Origin of the sequence: Stenotrophomonas sp. NPDC077420 (assembly GCF_044543385.1) — a bacterium.
Taxonomy (GTDB): Bacteria; Pseudomonadota; Gammaproteobacteria; order Xanthomonadales; family Xanthomonadaceae; genus Stenotrophomonas.
The window spans coordinates 215,875-234,105 of the sequence record NZ_JBITVZ010000005.1 but is presented as its reverse complement, the minus strand read 5'-3'; the positions used below and the strand labels follow the sequence as shown (position 1 = coordinate 234,105).

At 67.5% G+C, this 18,231-nt stretch carries 12 protein-coding genes; 5 read left to right on the top strand and 7 right to left on the bottom strand.

Annotated features, from left to right (window positions below; genetic code table 11):
- Positions 1-135: 135 nt before the first annotated feature.
- The 5 genes from ACIGII_RS07495 to ampE all read left to right on the top strand — a co-directional run bounded on the left by ACIGII_RS07495 (position 136) and on the right by ampE (position 3,769).
- Positions 136-891, top strand: coding sequence for a DUF6776 family protein (locus ACIGII_RS07495; protein WP_399636254.1), 756 nt, complete (start codon positions 136-138; stop codon positions 889-891).
- Between the two features lie 4 nt (positions 892-895).
- Positions 896-1,357: a polymer-forming cytoskeletal protein gene (locus tag ACIGII_RS07490; protein ID WP_399636252.1), complete on the top strand. Its 462-nt coding sequence runs from the start codon at positions 896-898 to the stop codon at positions 1,355-1,357.
- Between the two features lie 46 nt (positions 1,358-1,403).
- Positions 1,404-1,793 carry an iron-sulfur cluster insertion protein ErpA gene (gene erpA / locus ACIGII_RS07485; RefSeq protein ID WP_399636250.1) on the top strand — a complete coding sequence of 130 codons (390 nt, stop codon included), beginning with the start codon at positions 1,404-1,406 and terminating at the stop codon, positions 1,791-1,793.
- Between the two features lie 63 nt (positions 1,794-1,856).
- The gene (gene nudC, locus ACIGII_RS07480; protein WP_399636247.1) at positions 1,857-2,762 is read left to right on the top strand and encodes an NAD(+) diphosphatase; all 906 of its coding nucleotides are present in this window, start codon (positions 1,857-1,859) and stop codon (positions 2,760-2,762) included.
- A 113-nt stretch (positions 2,763-2,875) separates the two neighbouring features.
- Positions 2,876-3,769 carry a regulatory signaling modulator protein AmpE gene (gene ampE, locus ACIGII_RS07475; RefSeq protein WP_399636244.1) on the top strand — a complete coding sequence of 298 codons (894 nt, stop codon included), beginning with the start codon at positions 2,876-2,878 and terminating at the stop codon, positions 3,767-3,769.
- Here the strand turns inward: ampE and ACIGII_RS07470 are convergent.
- The 7 genes from ACIGII_RS07470 to ACIGII_RS07440 form a co-directional block, all read right to left on the bottom strand.
- Positions 3,766-4,179: a DUF2752 domain-containing protein gene (locus tag ACIGII_RS07470; RefSeq protein WP_399636242.1), complete on the bottom strand. Its 414-nt coding sequence runs from the start codon at positions 4,177-4,179 to the stop codon at positions 3,766-3,768. The genes ampE and ACIGII_RS07470 overlap by 4 nt on opposite strands.
- Before the next feature lie 70 nt (positions 4,180-4,249).
- Positions 4,250-4,528 (bottom strand): CD225/dispanin family protein, encoded by a 279-nt coding sequence (locus ACIGII_RS07465; protein ID WP_399636239.1) that lies wholly within the window; start codon positions 4,526-4,528, stop codon positions 4,250-4,252.
- 344 nt (positions 4,529-4,872) lie between these two features.
- Positions 4,873-6,762: an MFS transporter gene (locus ACIGII_RS07460; RefSeq protein ID WP_399636236.1), complete on the bottom strand. Its 1,890-nt coding sequence runs from the start codon at positions 6,760-6,762 to the stop codon at positions 4,873-4,875.
- A gap of 52 nt (positions 6,763-6,814) precedes the next feature.
- Positions 6,815-9,016, bottom strand: a complete 2,202-nt coding sequence (gene yccS, locus ACIGII_RS07455) for a YccS family putative transporter (protein ID WP_399636234.1) — start codon at positions 9,014-9,016, stop codon at positions 6,815-6,817.
- 64 nt (positions 9,017-9,080) lie between these two features.
- Positions 9,081-11,138: a TonB-dependent siderophore receptor gene (locus ACIGII_RS07450; protein ID WP_399636232.1), complete on the bottom strand. Its 2,058-nt coding sequence runs from the start codon at positions 11,136-11,138 to the stop codon at positions 9,081-9,083.
- A gap of 693 nt (positions 11,139-11,831) precedes the next feature.
- The gene (locus ACIGII_RS07445) at positions 11,832-14,954 is read right to left on the bottom strand and encodes an efflux RND transporter permease subunit (RefSeq protein ID WP_399636229.1); all 3,123 of its coding nucleotides are present in this window, start codon (positions 14,952-14,954) and stop codon (positions 11,832-11,834) included.
- The gene (locus tag ACIGII_RS07440) at positions 14,951-18,181 is read right to left on the bottom strand and encodes an efflux RND transporter permease subunit (protein ID WP_399636227.1); all 3,231 of its coding nucleotides are present in this window, start codon (positions 18,179-18,181) and stop codon (positions 14,951-14,953) included. Before ACIGII_RS07440 ends, ACIGII_RS07445 begins: the two co-directional genes overlap by 4 nt.
- Positions 18,182-18,231 lie beyond the last annotated feature (50 nt).

The window sequence follows — 18,231 nt, the reverse complement described above, 5'->3', positions numbered from 1 at the left end:
GATGACGTGGCTGAACGCCACTGTCCGGGCCGGGGCAGGGGCGAAAAATGTGCCACCGGTGACTTACACTAGGAAGTCGCTCATCCCGTCAGGGGTCGTGTCGGCATCGCCCAAGGCGCTGCCGCCGTATCAGACATGAACAATCCGACACCTTCCCGCATCCAGATCCGACGCCCGGGGGCGGCCGCAGCGCCTGATCGCCGCCGGCTGCTGATCGTGGCCGGCGTGTGGCTGGCCAGCCTGGTCCTGGCCGCGCTGCTCGGCGCCTGGCTGGGCAGCCCCGGCGGCGACGTCGGTCGCCAGCTGGACGCCGCGCAGGCACGCGCCGACACCCTGCAGAAGCAGGTGGTGGAGCTGCAGCAGCGGCAGGCCACCCTGCAGGCATCGGACCGCATCAGCCGCGCCGCCAACAACGAAGTCCAGGCCTCGCTGGGCGAACGCGATGAAGAAATCGCCGGCCTGCGGGCCGACGTGGCGTTCTACGAACGCCTGGTCGGTGCGACCAGCCAGCGCAAGGGTCTGAACACCCATTCGGTGGAATTTTCGCCTGAGGCGGGCGGCACCTGGCAGTACGCGGTGGTGCTGACCCAGAACCTGAACCGTGGCGCGATCAGCCAGGGCCAGATGCGCTTCACGGTCGAAGGCGTCAAGGACGGCAAGTTGACCTCGGTCAGCTGGGACGAGCTGCACCAGCGCACCAAGGTGCCGGGCCAGGATTACTCCTTCCGGTACTTCCAGCAGCTCACCGGCAGCATCATGCTGCCCACCGATTTCACCCCGCAGCGCGTGCGGGTCACGCTGGGAAGCGGCGCGGGGGGCGCCACCCAGGTCTTCGACTGGAAGCAGGCCGGTGCACCGGCGGCGGCAGCAACGGCAAAAGAAGGGGAGTAAACCGATGTTTGGCAGCAACAAATCCAACCGCGACGGGCATCTGGTCGTGGATGCGCTGATTGGCGCGCAGGTGGTGATCCGCGGGGACGTGGAATTCAGCGGTGGCCTGTACGTGGAAGGCACCATCCTGGGCAAGGTGATCGCGCAGGAAGGCGCCACCACCGCCACCCTGACCCTCGCCGAGCAGGGCAGCATCGAAGGCGAGATCCGGGCTCACGTGGTGGTGCTCAGTGGCCGCCTGGATGGCGATGTGCATGCCAGCGAGCGGGTCGAACTGACCCCCAGCGCGCGGGTCACCGGCAACATCCACTACCAGGTGGTGGAAATGAACGCCGGCGCCCAGCTCACCGGCCGCCTGATCCACGGTGGCGCGCAGATGGCGCTGCCACCGCCGGCGGACGACAGCGCGGCGAAGGAGGGCAAGGAAGGCAACGCCCGCAAGAAGCTCGCCGACGCCATGGCCTGAATGGCCGGCGCTTGAAAGCGTGCCCATGCACCCCCATGCTGGGGGCATGAGCACGCTTGTTTCCCTGCCCGGCGCCCCTGCCGCCGCGCCGAACTACCAGTCGCTGGACCGTCCGCTGAACTTCACCGAGGCCGCCGCGGCCAAGGTCAAGGAACTCATCCAGGACGAGGCCAGCGATTCGCTGGCCCTGCGTGTCTACATCCAGGGCGGTGGCTGTTCCGGTTTCCAGTACGGTTTCGAGTTCGACGAGAACCGCGCCGAGGACGACCTGGCCGTGGACACCAACGGGGTCACCCTGCTGGTCGATCCACTGAGCCTGCAGTACCTGATGGGCGCGGAAGTGGACTACACCGAGAGCCTGACCGGTGCGCAGTTCGTGATCCGCAATCCGAACGCGAAGACCACCTGCGGGTGCGGCAGCAGTTTCAGCATGTGACCCGCCGGGCGGTGCGTGGCCGTGCCGCTTGCTGTTCCGGTTGAATCGCGGCAGGCTTCAGGGATGTCCAACATCTCCCTGCCGCTTGCCGGTTTTGCATTCACCACCGATCCCCTTGAACGTGCCGATACGCTGCGCGACGACGCCGATGCGTTGCTGCGGCTGTGGCCGCAGGCGCATGTGCTTGTACTCGATCCTGATGGCCGCGCGCTGGCCGGCAGCGACGGCCAGCCGCTGGCACTGACCGGGGCAGAGGTTGGTGGCGGGCCGGGCACGGCCATCTTCCTTGGCCTGCGCGGTGAGCAGGCCTGGTTCTCGGTGGAATCGGCCGCCGTCGACGTCACTGCACCGCAGCGCGTGGACCTGCGCGAAGCGGCCACGACCTGGTCGGCCGCCGATGCCAGCGCGTTCTGCTATGCCCGCGGCATGGCCTATTGGCAATCGCGCACCCGCTTCTGCGGCGTCTGCGGCGGTGCCGTCGCCTTCACCCGGGGCGGCTTCATCGGCCGCTGTGCCAAATGCAACACCGAGCACTACCCCCGCGTCGACCCGGCGGTGATCGTGGCGGTGGAAAACAATGGCCGGTTGCTGCTCGGTCGCCAGGCCAACTGGGCGCCGCGCCGCTACTCGGTGCTGGCCGGGTTCGTCGAACCGGGTGAATCGCTGGAACAGACCGTGGTCCGTGAAGTGTTCGAGGAAAGCAAGGTGCGCGTGCGCCAGTGTCATTACCTCGGCACCCAGCCGTGGCCATTCCCCGGCGCGCTGATGCTGGGCTTCAGCGCCACCGCCGACGACGACGTGCCTGTCGTGGACGGCGAGCTGGAAGACGCGCGCTGGTTCAGTGCCGAGGAGGTGGGGGCGGCGCTGGCCCGCGACGACGACGACGACGGGGTGGGCATCCGCCTGTCGCCGCCCATCTCCATTTCACGCAGCCTGATCGAGCACTGGTACCGCAACCAGGTGAGCTGATCCGGCACCCCGTTGCCGTTGCCTGAACACGAGGCGGCATACATTACCTGTAGCCCCGGGCAATAGCCGGGCCCCAAGGCATAGTAGCGCCCAGACACCGAACGGAGGCCGTCATGTTCACCACCCTGGTCGCAGTACTGGTCGCCTTGGCCCTGGGCCACGTCGCACCTGCCGCGGCCGTGGCGCTGCGGCGGTTCGGCAGTTACCGCCGCTGGCTGCAATGGCTGGACGCGCACGCCGGCGACACCGGCTTTTGGCGTGGCCGCCAGGGCTGGCTGCTGGCGGTTGTCCCGTTCGTGGTGCTGCTGGCTCTGCTGCAATGGGCGTTGCATGACCGGTTGTTCGGCCTGCCGTCGCTGCTGCTGGGCATCGCCACCCTGGTGATCTGCTGGGGCCCGCGCGACTTGGACCGCGACGTGGAAGCGGTGATCGACGCCGACGACGCACACGCGCGGCATGGTGCCATCGGCCAGCTCCAATCCGCTGGCGGCAGCCTGCACGAGGACGTGCCTTCGCTGGTGGAAGCCACCGTCCTCAACGCATTGCGGCGCTGGTTCGCCGTGCTGTTCTGGTTCCTGCTGCTGGGCCCGGTGGGCGCGCTGGCCTACCGCCTGCTCGCGCTGCTGGCGGTGGGGCCGATGCGCTCGCTGGCCGACGTGGAGACCGTGGTGGGCGCACGCCAGGTGCTGTCCTGGCTGGAATGGCCGGTCGCGCAGTTGATGTCACTGTCGATGGCGTTGGTCGGCAACTTCGATACCGCATTCAAGGCCTGGCGCGAAGCACACGGCAACCGCTGGGTGGCCTCAACCGGTTTTCTCGGTGCGGTGGCGCGGGCCAGCGTCAGCGCCGAACTGCGCGAAGATGCACACGACTACAGCGATGCGGGCATGGTGCCGGTGTGGCGCCGCCTGCCGGAGCTGCGCGATGCGATGAGCCTGGTCTGGCGCATGCTGCTGCTGTGGATGGCAGCGCTTGCGTTGCTGGTCATCGCCGGTTGGGTGACCTAGGGCGCCAACAGCGCGAACGGCATCCACGGCAGGTTGCGCAGCACGGCATAGCCGACCAGCAGTACCAACCAGAAGGTGGGATTGGCCAGCACCCGCATCAGCGGGTCCAGTGCGCGCATGTGCACGCCTGCGTTGTTGAGCAGCATCAACAGCAGGAAGGGCAGCGAGATCACCAGCAGTGGATTCATCGCCATCGCGCCGGACCAGTCGAAGTGGACCAGCGAATACAGGCAGCGGGTGCTGCCGCAGCCGGGACAGTACAACCCGGTCAACGCATACAGCGGGCAACCCGGCAGCGGGCTGTTGCCGGCATACGGGCTGACATGGCGCAGGACTACGGTCGCGCCCACGGCCAGCCCGGCGGTGATGGCCAGGGGTGCCCAACGGGACAAGGTGGAACGGGAAGGCATCTGCATGACGGCAGAACGGCCCGAGCCGGTCGCCCCGTGCGGGCGCCGGACCGGGCCGTTCCGGGCGCAATCAGGCGTCCACGCCGCTCATCGCGCCGCCAACGCCCATCACCACCACCAGGATGATGTAGAGCACGATGGCCACGACGCCGATGATGGCCGACCACATGGCCCACTTCTTCGCGTTGTTCGACGATTCCTGTGCGCCGGCGATGTCACCCGAGGCCAGCTTGCCATTGACCTGGGCGGCATACACGATCGAGACGATGCCGGCCGGCAGGCAGCAGAACAGGGTGGTCAGGATGGCCCAGACCAGGTGGTTGGGGACTTGCGGGGCAGTGGCGTTCATCAGTGAAGCTCCATTTTCTCGGGTGGGTTGAACGAAGGGTGTTTCACAGGTTGGAAAGAGCGCCCAGCGCAACCACGCCCAACGGCAGGCCGCAGAACAGCGTTGTCAGGATCGCCCGACGCGTGGCGGCGGTGGATGATGCCGGCACGTCTCCATTCCATTGGTTGTCTCCCGGCATCTCCCAATGCCGATTGACACCCCCTATGGGCGGTAATCTAACCGATGTTCTCGGCAATGTATGCGTTTACATGCCGGCCGCACGGCATTTCTTTCCGTGCGGCGGCGGACGGTAGTGGGCTGCCTCGCGGGCGTTGGCCACCCGTTCCATCGGCGTTTGCGGCTTTTCAGGCGTGATCGCCGCGCAGCGCCCGCACCTGCGCTTCAAGCCCGTCGGCAGTCGCGGCGGCGCCGTCGACCGGTGCGGCAGCGATCACCTCGATGTGCGCGCGCAGGCGGCGCGGCACCCGCATCCGGCCCAGGCGGGTGTCGCGACGGCTCCACATGCTGGCCCACATGCCGCGGAGTGCCATCGGCACCACCGGCACCGGCCGCCGCTCGAGGATCTTTTCCACGCCGGACTTGAAGGCGGCCATCTCGCCGTCGCGGGTGAGCGCGCCTTCGGGGAAGATGCAGACCAGTTCGCCCTCGGCCAGTGCGCGGTCGACCTCATCGAACGCGGCCTGCATCAGCGCCGGGTTCTCGCGCGCGCCGGCAATCGGAATGGCCTTGGCGGTGCGGAAGATCCAGCGCATCACCGGGATGTTGAAGATCTTGTAGTACATGACGAAGCGCACCGGGCGCGGGATCGTCGCCGAGAGGATCAGCGCGTCCATGTAGCTGACATGGTTGCAGACGATCAGCGCGGCGCCTTCATCCGGCACGTTGGCTTCAATGCCATGCGGGCGCAGGCGGTACAGGAAGCGCACCATCACCCAGCTGAGGAACCGCATCAGGAATTCGGGCACGATGGTGAAGATGTAGACCGCCACCACCGCATTGGCGATCGCCAGCGCCAGGAACAGCTGCGGGATCGTCCAGTGCAGGAATTTCTGCGTGGCCAGCGCAATCATCGCCGCGGCGACGATGAAGCCGGAATTCTGGATGTTGAGCGCGGCGAACACGCGCGACATTTCCGACTTGGGCGTGCGGCTCTGGATCAGCGCGAACAGCGGCACCACGAAGAAGCCGGTGAACAGGCCGATGCCCACCAGGTCGATGATGATGCGAACGCTGCCCGGCGCCGCCACGAAGGCGGCCACGCCCAGGCCAGCGGTGGTGGCGGTTCCGGCGCGCGCGAAGTACAGGTCCAGCATGAAGGCGGTCATGCCAAAGGCGCCCAGCGGCACCAGGCCGATTTCGACGGTACGCCCGGACAGCTTTTCGCACAGCAGCGAGCCCACGCCGGTGCCGACCGAGAACAGCGCCAGCGCGAAGATGTACAGGGTCGGTTCGCCGCCCAGGTTGACCACTGCGTAGGTCGGCAGCTGCGAGGTGAGCATGGTGCCGACGAACCAGAACCAGGACACGCCGAGGATCGCGTTGGCCACGGCCTTCTGCTTCTTGGCCAGGCGCAGCACCGCGAGCGATTCGGGAATGGGATTCCAGTTGATCTTCAGGTCCGGCGCGCCGGCGTCCACCCTGGGAATCATGCGCGCGGTGATGTTGCCGGCAATCGCCAGCGCGATCACCGCCGTTGCCGCCACGATCGGGCCGTAACTGCCGGCCAGGGTGAAGATGATCCCGCCGCTGATCATGCCGGTGAGGATGGACATCGAGGTGCCCATCTCGACCAGGCCGTTGCCACCGGTGAGCTCTTCGGGCCTGAGCACCGAGGGCAGCACCGAGTACTTCACCGGGCCGAACAGGGTGGACTGCAGGCCGGTGCAGAACAGGGCCACCAGCAGGACCGGCATGCTCTGGGTGAGGAAGCCGACTGCCGCCAGCGACATGATCGCGATCTCCATGGTGGTGGTGATCACGATCAGGCGCGATTTCTCCAGCTTCTCGGCGATCTGCCCGGCAAGTGCGGAGAACAGGAAGTAGGGCAGGATGAAGATCGCCGGCGCCAGCGTGGTGTACAGCGACTGCTCTTCCTGGCTGATGCCAAGGTAGAACAGCAGGCCGATGATGGCCTGGCGGTACACATTGTCGTTGAATGCACCCAGCGACTGGACGATGAAGAAGGGCAGGAAGCGGCGCTGCTTGAGCAGGGCGAACTGGCTGTGGCCGGACATGGGATCTCCTTGCGAGCCGGCAGCCTACCATGCAGCCGGGCAGAGCCCGGCGCTAGGTGTGATCGGCCCGCCGCCCGCGCGGCGCTGGCCCGCTGACGTCATTGGCGGCCGCGCGCAGCTTTGGCAGCAGGCGCAGCATCAGGCCGATCTGGGTGCGGATCAGCTGCAGCTTGGGCGGCATGTCGTCGCTCAGCTGCTCCAGCTGTTCGGCCAGGGCGCGGTCGCCGTCGTTGCCGTCTTCGGCGACCGGCTCACGCCGCTCCAGCGCACCGGCAATCTGCTGCATGGCCTGCTGCACGCGTTCGCCGCTGGAACGCGCCAGCGGGTCCTGGGCGTAGCTGTCCAGCTGGGCGCGATGGGCGCCGAGCGCCGAAAGGTGACCCAGCAACGTGTTGGACAAGGCGAGGAAGCGGAACCCGGCGTCGAGGTTGCCACGGACGTGGCCGGGTTCACGCAGCATGTTGGACAGGGCGGTGGACAGCGCAACGTCGGCGTTGTGCATGTCGCGGCGGGCGATGCGGTAGGCCAGGTCGTCCTGCATGCCGCTGCCGTACTGGCCCAGCACGGCCTGGAGGTAGCCGGCGCAGCGTTGCAGCACCCGGGCCATGACCAGGTCCAGGCGGCGGCCCTGCCAGTCGGGCAGGATCAGGAACGCGGCAGCGGCGGCGATGGCGCAGCCGAGCAGGGTATCGACCAGGCGCGGCCAGATCAGCAGGAAGCCGTCGCCGATCAGGTTGAAACAGGTCAGCGCCATGACGGTGATGGCGGCCGAGGCAACCAGGTAGCGGTCGCTGCGGGTGAAGAAGAACAGCAGGGCCGAGAGCAGGGCGATCAGCAGTTCGATGCGCAGGTCCTGGAACAGCTGCAGCAGCGCCCAGGTGAGGATGAGCCCGATCAGGGTGCCGGCGATGCGCTGGGCGAGCCGCTGCCGGGTGGCGCCGAAGTTGGGGCGGCAGACGAATACGATGGTGAGCAGCACCCAGGAGCCGTTCTGGGTATTGAACAGGCGGATGGCGATGAAGCCGACGATCAGGGCAATGGCCATGCGCAGGCCGTGGCGGAACAGCACAGAGCCGGGGGTGAGCTGCTGGCGGATGCGTACGCCCATTTCGCGCAGGGTGTGCGGGTTGGTGTCGCGCAGGCGGGTGTCGACGTTGTCGAGGGTGGACTCGGACTGCGCGGCCTCGGACAAGCGACGTTCGATGCTCTGCAGGTTGTGGCCGAGCAGTTCCAGCGACGACAGCAGGCGTTGCCATTGCGGGTTGTGCTGGGCGCGCAGCCAGGCGAGCGAGTCGGTGAGGTCGGCGGTGGCCTGGCGGGTGCGCTGGCCGTAGTCGAATGGACGGCGCAGGCGGATGGCGGTGCCGAGGCTGGCGCAGGCCTCGCCCTGCAGCGACAGCAGGCGTTGGCAGCGGTACAGCACGTCGCTGTGGAAGAAGGCGTCGGCGAGGGCGCCGTAGGGGTAGTGGGAGGAGCTGGCACGCTCGTGGAAGTCCTGCGCCATGTAGTACAGGCGCAGGTACAGGCCGGACTGCACGCCGGGGCGACCGGAGCGACCGAAGCGGGCGAGGATGGCGGTCTTGGCGGTATTGAGGGCGTCGACGACACGGCGGTTCTGTTCGGCCAGGGCAAGTTGGCGTTTCTGTACGTCGGCGTCACGGATCGGTTCGAACAGGTCGGCCTTGAGCTGGAGGTAGCGGCCGAGCTCGAGGTACAGGCGGGCCAGCCGTTCGCGCACGGGGCGGTTGGCGAACAGGGCCGTCCAGAGGATGGAGAGCAGGCCGTACCAGAGGGCGCCGGCCAGCAGGTGGCTGACGGCGCTGAAGGCCTGGGCGCGATCGGCGGCGCCGTGCTGCTCGAGGCCGATCATGGTGTAGATGGCCAGGGTGACGGTGGCCTGGGCGATGGAGGCATAGCGTTCGCCGAGCGCGCCCAGCAGGGTCAGGCCGAAGGTGGCCAGGGCCAGCGCAGCGATGAACACCCAGGGCCAGGCAAACAGATGGACCACGGCAGCGGCAGCGGCGATGAAGCAGAGCAGCGAGAGGGCGACGGATTTGGTCCGGCCCCACCAGTTGTCGTCGGTCTCGGCAATGGCGCTGGCGATGATGCCGAGGAACACGCCGGGCAGGGCGGGCAGCTGGTCGAGGTGCCAGCACACGCCCATGGCCACGGACAACGCAATGAACACCCGCAGCCCGTAGCTGGCCTTCTCATGCGCCCACAGGCGACTCAGGCGGGATTCTCGGGTGGACATGCGGACTCATGGGGCGATGACGCCTCATTATTGCGTCATCGCGGTGAAGCCTGCATGGCCGCCGTTACAGATCGAACCGCACGCTGACCGCGAACGTGCGCGGCAGGCCGATGCCGGCGTTGGACCAGTACTTCCGGTTGGTGAGGTTTTCGACGCTGGCACGCCAGGTGACCGGGTGGCCGTTGGCCTGCATGCGGTAGCCGACGCCGGCGTTGACCAGGGTGTAGTCGGGCAGCTTGAGGCTGTTGTCGGCGTCGTAGTACACGTCGCCGTAGTAGCGGGCCAGGGCGTACAGGCCCAGGCCTTCCACCTGCGGCACGTTGTAGTCGGCGTGCACCACGCCGTTCCAGCGCGCTGCGCCGGTGGTGCGGTTGCCTTCCTGGGTACTGCTGTCGGGCGAGAGCTTGTCGTAGGTCGGGTCGAGCCAGGTCACGCCGCCGCCGAGGGTGAAGGCATCCGTGAGGCGCACGTCGCCGCTGACTTCCACGCCCTCGTACAGGGTGATGCCGTCCTGCACCAGCAGCTTGCCGCCGCTGGTCAGGCGGTCGATGTTGGCACCGCGCTCCAGGCGGAACGCGGCCGCGTTGGCGTTCCAGCGTGGGTACTCGATCTTGGCGCCGATCTCGAACTGCTTGCTGATGGTCGGGTCGAGCACGTCGCCGGCGTTGAGGTAGTCGCTGCCCACCCGGCTGCCCGCTTCCAGCGATTCGACGTAGCTGGTGTAGAACGTGACTGCATCGGCCGGCTTGAACATCACCGCGTAGGTCGGGGTGACCGGGTAGGTGTGGTAGGCACCCTGGGTCTCGAAGTCGTTGTACCGCGCCCCGGCCAGCACCGACCAGCCGTGGCCGACATCCACCGTATCGCTGACGAACACCGCCTGCTGTACGGTTTCGCTGCCGCGGGTGAGGGCCTGCGAACCGACGGCGTCATGGCGCAGGGTGGGGCGCTGGTAGAGGTTGCCACGGCCGATGGTGTTCCATTCGTATGGGCGGTCCCAGCCCAGCCCGGTCTGGTGCGAGACGCCGGCGACGACCTGGTGCGACAGCGGACCGGTCTGGAAGCGGCCCTGCACGATGGCCTGGGCCAGCTTCCACTCGCTCTTGCCGCCGAGCTCGTAGACGTTGACGTCGTAGTCGCCGTTGACGTCGTCGATGTAGGCGAAGATCTTGTTCACGTCGTTCCACGACGAGGTGTAGCCATAGCTCAGGCTGGCCTTCCAGTCGTCGTTGATCTGCCAGTTCAGTGCGGTGGAGAGCAGGCTGGAGCGGGTGTCGTAGAAGGTGCCCGGAATGGCGTTGTTGACATCGCCGGCGATCGGGCGCGGCAGTTCGGTCAGGCCGATGAAGTAGTACTGCGGCGATTCCTCGCTGAGATCGCGCTCCTGGAATACGCCATCGAAGGTCCAGGTGAGCGAATCGCCCAGGCGTGCATCCAGCGACAGTGCGCCGACCTTGCGGTTCACTTCGCCACCATTGAAGGTCTCGCCCTTCTCCTGGTAGGCGTTGAAGCGGTAGCCGAACATGTCTTCGTTGCCGAAGCGGCCGCCGACATCGACCTGGCCACTGACGATGCCCTGTTCGCGCCAGCCGAGCTGCGCGGAGAAGGTGGGGGCATCGGTGGGCTTCTTCGTGACGTAGTTGATGATGCCGCCGGGCTGGCCGAAGCCGTACATGAAGCCGCCCGGGCCCTTGAGCAGTTCCACCTGTTCCATCACTTCCAGCGGCCACTCGGTGCCCCACGAGGACACCTGCAGGCCGTTGACGCGGTAGCTGTCGTAGCTGAGATCGATGCCGCGGTTGCGGATCGGCGAGCTCCAGCCGCTGGCATAGGCGCTGACCTGGGTGACCACCGACGGGTCGGTCAGGAACGCCTCGCCCAGCGAGACCACCTGGCGCTTTTCGATGTCCTCGCGGCCGATCACCGAGATCGCGAACGGGGTATCGCGCACCGGTCGGTCGCCCAGGGCGCCGGTGTCGGTATGGGTGCGTTCGGCGGTGACCTTCACTGCGCCCAGCTCGGTGGCCGAGCGGGACTGGGCGTGAGCCGCGCAGGCCAGCGACAGCGACAGGGCGAGCAGGGCCGGGCGCAGGGCGTGGCGCGGAAGTACGGAAGCAGGCATCAAGTGGGGGTCCTCTGCGGACAGCAGCACACCGTCCGCGATCGGGTGATGGCGGAAGAAGAGGGCGTGGCTGAGTCGGGGCACTGTCCGCGAAAGCGGAGTCAGCGCGGTGCGCGAGGCGCGGCAGGACCGTGGCTGATGCGAATTGTTCTCTTTTGGGCCGCTGCCGTCAATGATCGCCAAGGACACCGCCAAGAGCGTACCGACCAACGGTCGGTACCTACCGGGGATTGCGAGCACCACGGATGCAGGACCACGAAGGCACGGGCCGCGAATGCATGGACCACGAGCGCATGGACCAAGAGCGCATGGACGGCGGATGCATCGGCCACGAACGCATGGGCCACGAACGCATGGACCGCGGATGCATGGACCACGAACGCATGGACCACGAACGCACGGGCCGCGGATGCATGTGCCACGATCGCATGGACCACGCACGCATGGACCACGAACGCATGGACCGCGGATGCATGGACTGCGGATGCATGGGCCACGAACGCATGGACCACGAACGCATGGACCGCGGATGCATGGACCTCGAACGCATGGACCGCGGATGCATGGGCCACGAACGCATGGGCCACGAACGCATGGGCCACGAATGCATGGGCCACGAATGCATGGGCCACGAACGCATGGGCCGAGGTAGCGCACGACCGTTGGTCGTGCGGCGCCGCGCAGCGGCGGGCGTTACGCGCGGGCTGCCCGCCTTGCCAGGGCCTTCTCGCGCCGGCGCGCGCGCCAGCCGCGCCAGTGCTGCTGCAGGCACGAGAAGATCACATACAGCGCCGGGGTGCTCAGCAGGGTCAGGCTCTGCGAGAACAGCAACCCGCCGATCATCGCAATGCCCAGCGGGCGACGCAGCTCGGACCCTTCGCCCAGGCCGATGGCCAGCGGCACCGCCGCCAGGATCGCCACCATGGTGGTCATCATGATCGGGCGGAAGCGCACGATGCTGGCTTCGCGCACCGCTTCCAGCGGGGTCTTGCCGTGCTCACGCTGGGCCACCACGGCGAAGTCGATCATCATGATCGCGTTCTTCTTGACGATGCCGATCAGCAGCACCAGCGCGATCATCGAGATCACCGACAGCTCGGTATTGGTCACGAACAGCGCCAGCAGCGCGCCCACGCCCGCCGCCGGCAGCGTGGACAGGATCGTCACCGGGTGCACCAGGCTTTCGTACAGCATGCCCAGCACCAGGTACACGGTGATGATGGCGGCCAGCACCAGGATCAGCATCGAATTGGGGTTGAGCTGCACGTTGAAGCCGCCGCCGTCGCTGATGCGGATGTCGCCGGGCAGGCGCAGCCCGTCCACGGTGGCCTTGATGATCGCCTCGCCTTCGCCGGTGCTCACGCCCGGGGCCAGGTTGTAGCTCAGGTCCATCGTGGTGTACTGGTTCTGGTGGGTGATCTGCGGCGGCGCCAGCCCGGGGACCTGGCGCGCCACGGCGGTGATCGGGATCATCTCGCCGTTGCCGGCACGCACGTGGATTTCATCCAGCGCGCGCGGGGTGGCCGTCTGCTCCGGCAGCGCGTTGACCACCACGCTGTACTGGTTGATGTCCGAGTAGATCGTCGAGATCTGCCGCTGGCCGAACGCACCATACAGCGCGCCATCGATCGCGCCGACCGACACGCCCAGGCGCGCGGCCTTGGCCCGGTCGATCTCGATGTTCTGGCGCAGCCCGGCCGTATCCACGTCGGTGCCGACGTCGCGCAGCATGGGGTTCTTCTTCAGTGCGGCCTGCACCTTGGGCAGCCATTCCTGCAGCTGGGCCAGGTCGTTGCCCTGCAGCGACACGCGGTACTGCGCGCCCTGGCTGTTGCCGCCGCCGCCATCGCTGGGAAGATCCTGGATCGCGCGCAGGCGCAGCTCCAGGTCGGGGTAGCGGTCGGCCTTGGCGCTCAGTCGGGCCAGGGCCTCGGCGGTGGTTTCGCGGCGACCTTCCTTGCGGGTCTTCAACTCGATGTTGAACTGCGCGCTGGACCCCTGGCGGCCGCTGCCCAGGCGCACGCCCACGGTCTTCACCGCCGGGTCGGCCATCAGCATGTCGGTGATGCGGCGCTGGCGGTTGACCATGTCTTCGAAGGACACCGTCGCGCTGGAGTTGGCGCGGCCCCAGATCAGGCCGGTGTCCTGCGGCGGGAATGAGCCCTTCTTGACCGCGCCGGCCAGCATCACCGTCGCCACGATCAGCAGGATCGGGGTCAGCGACAGCAGCAGCGCATGGCGCAGCGAGAAGTCCAGGCAGACGGTGTACACGCGCAGCATGCGGTCGTGGGTGGCATCCAGGAAGCGGCCGATCCGCGAGGGCGTGTCCGGCTCCGTGTGGGCGCTGAGGAAGCGGCTGCACAGCGCCGGGGTGAGCGTGAGCGAGACGATCATCGAGACCACGATGGCGGCCACCAGGGTCACGGTGAACTCGCGGAAGAACGCGCCGACCATGCCGCTGGCAAACAGCAGCGGAATGAACACCGCCACCAGCGAGGCGGTAATGGAGACGATGGTGAAGCCGATCTCGCGCGCGCCGGTCAGCGCCGCCTGCATGCGCGGCATGCCTTCGTCGAGGTGGCGCATGATGTTCTCGATCACCACGATCGCGTCATCGACCACGAAGCCGATCGCGATCACCAGCGCCAGCAGGCTCAGGTTGTTCAGGGTGAAGCCGAACACGTACATCACCAGTGCCGCACCGGCCAGCGACAGCGGCACGGTAACGGCCGCGATCAGGGTCGGTGCCAGCCGGCGCAGGAACAGCGCCATGGTCAGGATCACCATCGCCAGGCTGATCAGCAGGGTGATCTGCACTTCGTGCAGCGACGAGCGGATGGTCGGGGTGCGATCAAAATACGGGGTGAGCGTGGTGCCCGGCTGCAGGTAGTCGCGCAGCATCGGGATCTGCGCCTTGACCCGGTCCACCGTCTCCACGATGTTGGCCCCGGCGCGGGTGAACACGTACATCACCACCGCCGGCTTGTGGTCGAACCACGCGGCCTGGTAGGCATCCTGCTGGCCGTCGTAGACGTTGGCCACGTCCTTCAGGCGGATCACCCGGCCATCATCCTGGGTCTTGATCACCAGGTTGGCGAAGTCGGCCGCGCGCGCCACCGAGTCGTTGGCGATGATCGCCGTGGTGGTGTTGCCGTCGCTCAGGAAGCCGGTGGGCGAGGTCACATTGGCGGCGCGCACCGCATTGCGCAGGTCATCCGGGGTGAGGTTGAGCGCATTGAGCAGGCGCAGGTTGACGTCCACCCGCACCGCCGGGGTGGAGGCGCCGGCGATGTCCACCGACGACACCCCGCTGATCTGGCGGATGCGCTGGGCCAGCAGCGAATCGGCCACGTTGTACAGCTCATCGGCCGACTGCGTCTGCGAGGTCAACGCGATGGCGATCACCGGATCGTCGTTCGGGTTGGCCTTCTGGAACATCGGCGAACCCAGTCCGGAGGGCAGGTCGGCCTGGGCCGAGTTGATCGCGGTCTGCACGTCCAGCGCTGCCGAATCGATGTCGACCCCGCTCTGGAAGATCATGAACACCAGCGAGCTGCCTTCGGAGCTGGACGAGCGCATCTGGTCCACGCCGGGCAGCTGGCCCAGGTGGCGCTCCAGCGGCGCGGTGACCGTGGAGGCCATGGTGGTGGCGTCCGCGCCGGACTGGCTGGCGTGCACGAAGATCACCGGGATCTGGATGTTCGGCAGCGCCGACACCCCCAGCTTCAGGTAGCACATCAACCCGACCACGAACAGGCCGATGGCCAGCAGCGCGGTGCCGATCGGGCGGCGGATGAACGGGCCGGAGATGTTCACGCGCGGTCCTGTGCGGTGGCGTTGCGCAGCGCGCGCTGTTCACGGCGCTGGCGCAGCCATTCGGAGTAGCGCTCCATGTACAGGTAGATCACTGGCGTGGTGTACAGCGTGACCAGCTGCGAGATCAGCAGGCCGCCGACGATGGCGATGCCCAGCGGGCGGCGCAGCTCCGAACCGATGCCGGTGCCCAGCGCCAGCGGCAACGCGCCCAGCATGGCCGCGGCGGTGGTCATCATGATCGGGCGGAAGCGCAGCAGGCAGGCGCGGCGGATCGCGTCGTGCGCGTTGGCACCGGCGCGGCGCGCCTCGATGGCGAAGTCCACCATCATGATGCCGTTCTTCTTGACGATGCCGATCAGCAGCACGATGCCGACGATGCCATCCACCGACAGGCTCAGCCCGCACACCATCAGCGCCAGCAGCGCGCCTACGCCGGCCGGCGGCAGGGTGGAGATGATCGTGATCGGGTGGATGTAGCTCTCGTACAGCACGCCCAGCACGATGTAGATCACCACCAGCGAGGCCAGCAGCAGCCACACCACGTCGGTCTGGCTGCCGGTGAATTCGGCGGCCTTGCCGATGAACTGCGCGTGCACCTGCGCCGGCATGTCCAGGCTGGCGCGCGTTTCCTCGATTGCCTTGACCGCGTCGGACAGCGAATAGCCCGGGGCGATGTTGAACGAGACCGTCACCGCCGGCAGCTGCTGCTGGTGGCTGACCACCAGCGGGGTGCTGGTGACCTTGCCCTCGGCCAGCGCGGCCAGCGGAATGATGTTGCCCGCACCGACCGGAATACCGGTGTTCTGCGCGCCGATGCCGGTGGCGGTGGAGGAGTTGGACGAGGTGACCTGGCCGAAGTTGGTGGCATTGCTGCCGGTCAGCGCGCCGGCGCCGTTGGAGGCCACCGCCAGCTGGTTCATCAGGGCGGTGCTGGTGCGGAACTCCGGCGCCACTTCCAGCACCACGCGGTACTGGTTGAGCTCGGTGAAGATGGTCGAGATCTGGCGCTGGCCGAAGGCGTCGTACAGCGTGTCATCGATGGTCTGCATCGGCACGCCCAGCACGCTGGCCTTGTCGCGGTCGATGTTCAGCTCCAGCGCGCGGCCCTGGTTGGACAGGTTGTTGTCCACATCCGCCAGTTCCGGGCGCTGGCGCAGCGCCTCGGTCAGGCGGGTGGCCTGCAGCGCGACCTGCGCGCTGTCCACGTCCGACAGCGAGTACTGGTACTCGGTGGCGGCCACGCGGGTGTCCAGGGTCACGTCCTGGACCGGCTTGAGGTACAGCGCCACCCCGGGGATGCCGGCCACCGCTTTCTGCAGGCGCGGCAGGAGGTCTTCCAGCCCGTCGCGGTCGCCGCGCTCCTTCAGCACGATCGACAGCTGGCCCTGGTTGAGCGTGGGGTTCATGCTGCCGGCGCCGATGAAGGCGGCCACGCCGGTCACTGCCGGGTCCCTGCGCAGCGCTTCGGCCACGGCCTGGGTGCGCTGCTCCATCTGCGGGAACGCGATGTTCTGGTCGGCCTGGACCACGCCGGTGATCAGCCCGGTGTCCTGCTCGGGCAGCAGGCCCTTGGGAATGACGATGTACAGCACCACGGTCAGCACCAGCGCGCCGGCGGCCACCGCCAGGGTCATGCGCTGGTGGTCCAGCACCCAGTCCAGGCTGCGTTCGTACAGGCCGACGGTGCGGCTCCACACGGTCTGCTTGCCGGCCGCATGCGCACGCTCATGGGCGTCCTCGCCTTCGGGCAGCGCGTCGGGCTTGAGCAGGTAGGCGCACATCATCGGGGTGAGCGTCAGCGAGATCAGCATCGACAGCACCACCGCGATGCTCAGCACCCACGCGAACTCGTGGAACAGGCGCCCGGTGACGCCGGGCATCAGCAGCAGCGGCAGGAACACCGCCACCAGCGACACGGTGAGCGAGAGCACGGTGAAGCCGATCTGGCGCGCACCGATCTCGGCGGCCTCCGGGCCGCTCTTGCCCTGTTCGATGTAGCGCACGATGTTTTCGATCATCACGATCGCATCGTCGACCACGAAGCCGGTCGCCACCACCAGCGCCATCAGCGACAGGTTGTCCAGCGACATGCCGGCAAAGGCCATCACCCCGAAGGTGCCCGCCAGCGACAGCGGCACCGCCACGGAGGGAATGATCGTGGCCCACAGCCGGCGCAGGAACACGAAGATCACCGCCACCACCAGGCCGATGGTGAGGATCAGGGTGAACTGCACTTCATGCACCGAAGCACGGATGGTTTCGGTACGGTCGGAGAACACGTCCAGGTGCACGTCGGCCGGCAGCACGTTCTGCAGCTGCGGCATCAACGCGCGGATGCGCTCCACCGTCTGCACGATGTTGGCACCGGGCTGGCGGCGGATCTCCAGCAGTACGGCCGGCTTGCCGTCGGCCCAGGCCGCCAGCTGGTCGTTCTCCACGCCGTCGATCACCTCGGCCACGTCCGACAGCCGTACCGGCGCGCCGTTCTTGTAGCTGATGATGGTCTGGCGGTACTCCGCGGCACTGGTCAGCTGGTCATTGGTGCCGATGCTGTAGGACTGGGTCTTGCCGTTGAGCGAGCCTTTGGGGGCGTTGACGTTGGCCTGGGTCAGCGCACTGCGCAGGTCTTCCAGGGTCAGGCCCATGTTGGACAGCTGCGCCGGGTTGACCTGGATGCGCACGGCCGGGCGCACGTTGCCGGCGATGGAGACCAGGCCCACGCCCTGCACCTGCGACAGGCGCTGGGCCAGGATCGAGTCGGCGTAGTTGTTCACATCGCGCAGCGGGCGCGTGTCGGAGGTGAGCTTGAGGGTGATGATCGCCGCGTCGGCCGGGTTCACCCGGTTGTAGACCGGCTGGTAGGGCAGCGATGAGGGCAGGGTGGCCTGGCGGATCGCCGCCTGCACGTCCTGTGCGGCGATGTCGATATCCCGGTCCATCGAGAACTGCAGGATGATCGTGGACAGGCCGGCCGACGAATCGGAGGTCATCAGCTCCAGCCCGGAGATCTGCCCGAACTGGCGCTCCAGCGGCGTGGTGACCAGCGAGGCCATGGTGGTGGCGTTCGCACCCGGGTACTGGGTGGTGACCACCAGGCTGGGCGCGTCGATTTCCGGCAGCGCCGACACCGGCAGCTGGCGGTAGCCGAGGATGCCGAGCAGCAGCAGGCCCGCCATCAGCAGCGAGGTGGCGATGGGGCGGCGGATGAAGATCGTCGAAAAGCCCACGGGCGGATCCTTGCTGTTACGTCAGACGGCAATGCAGGAAGCGAACGCCG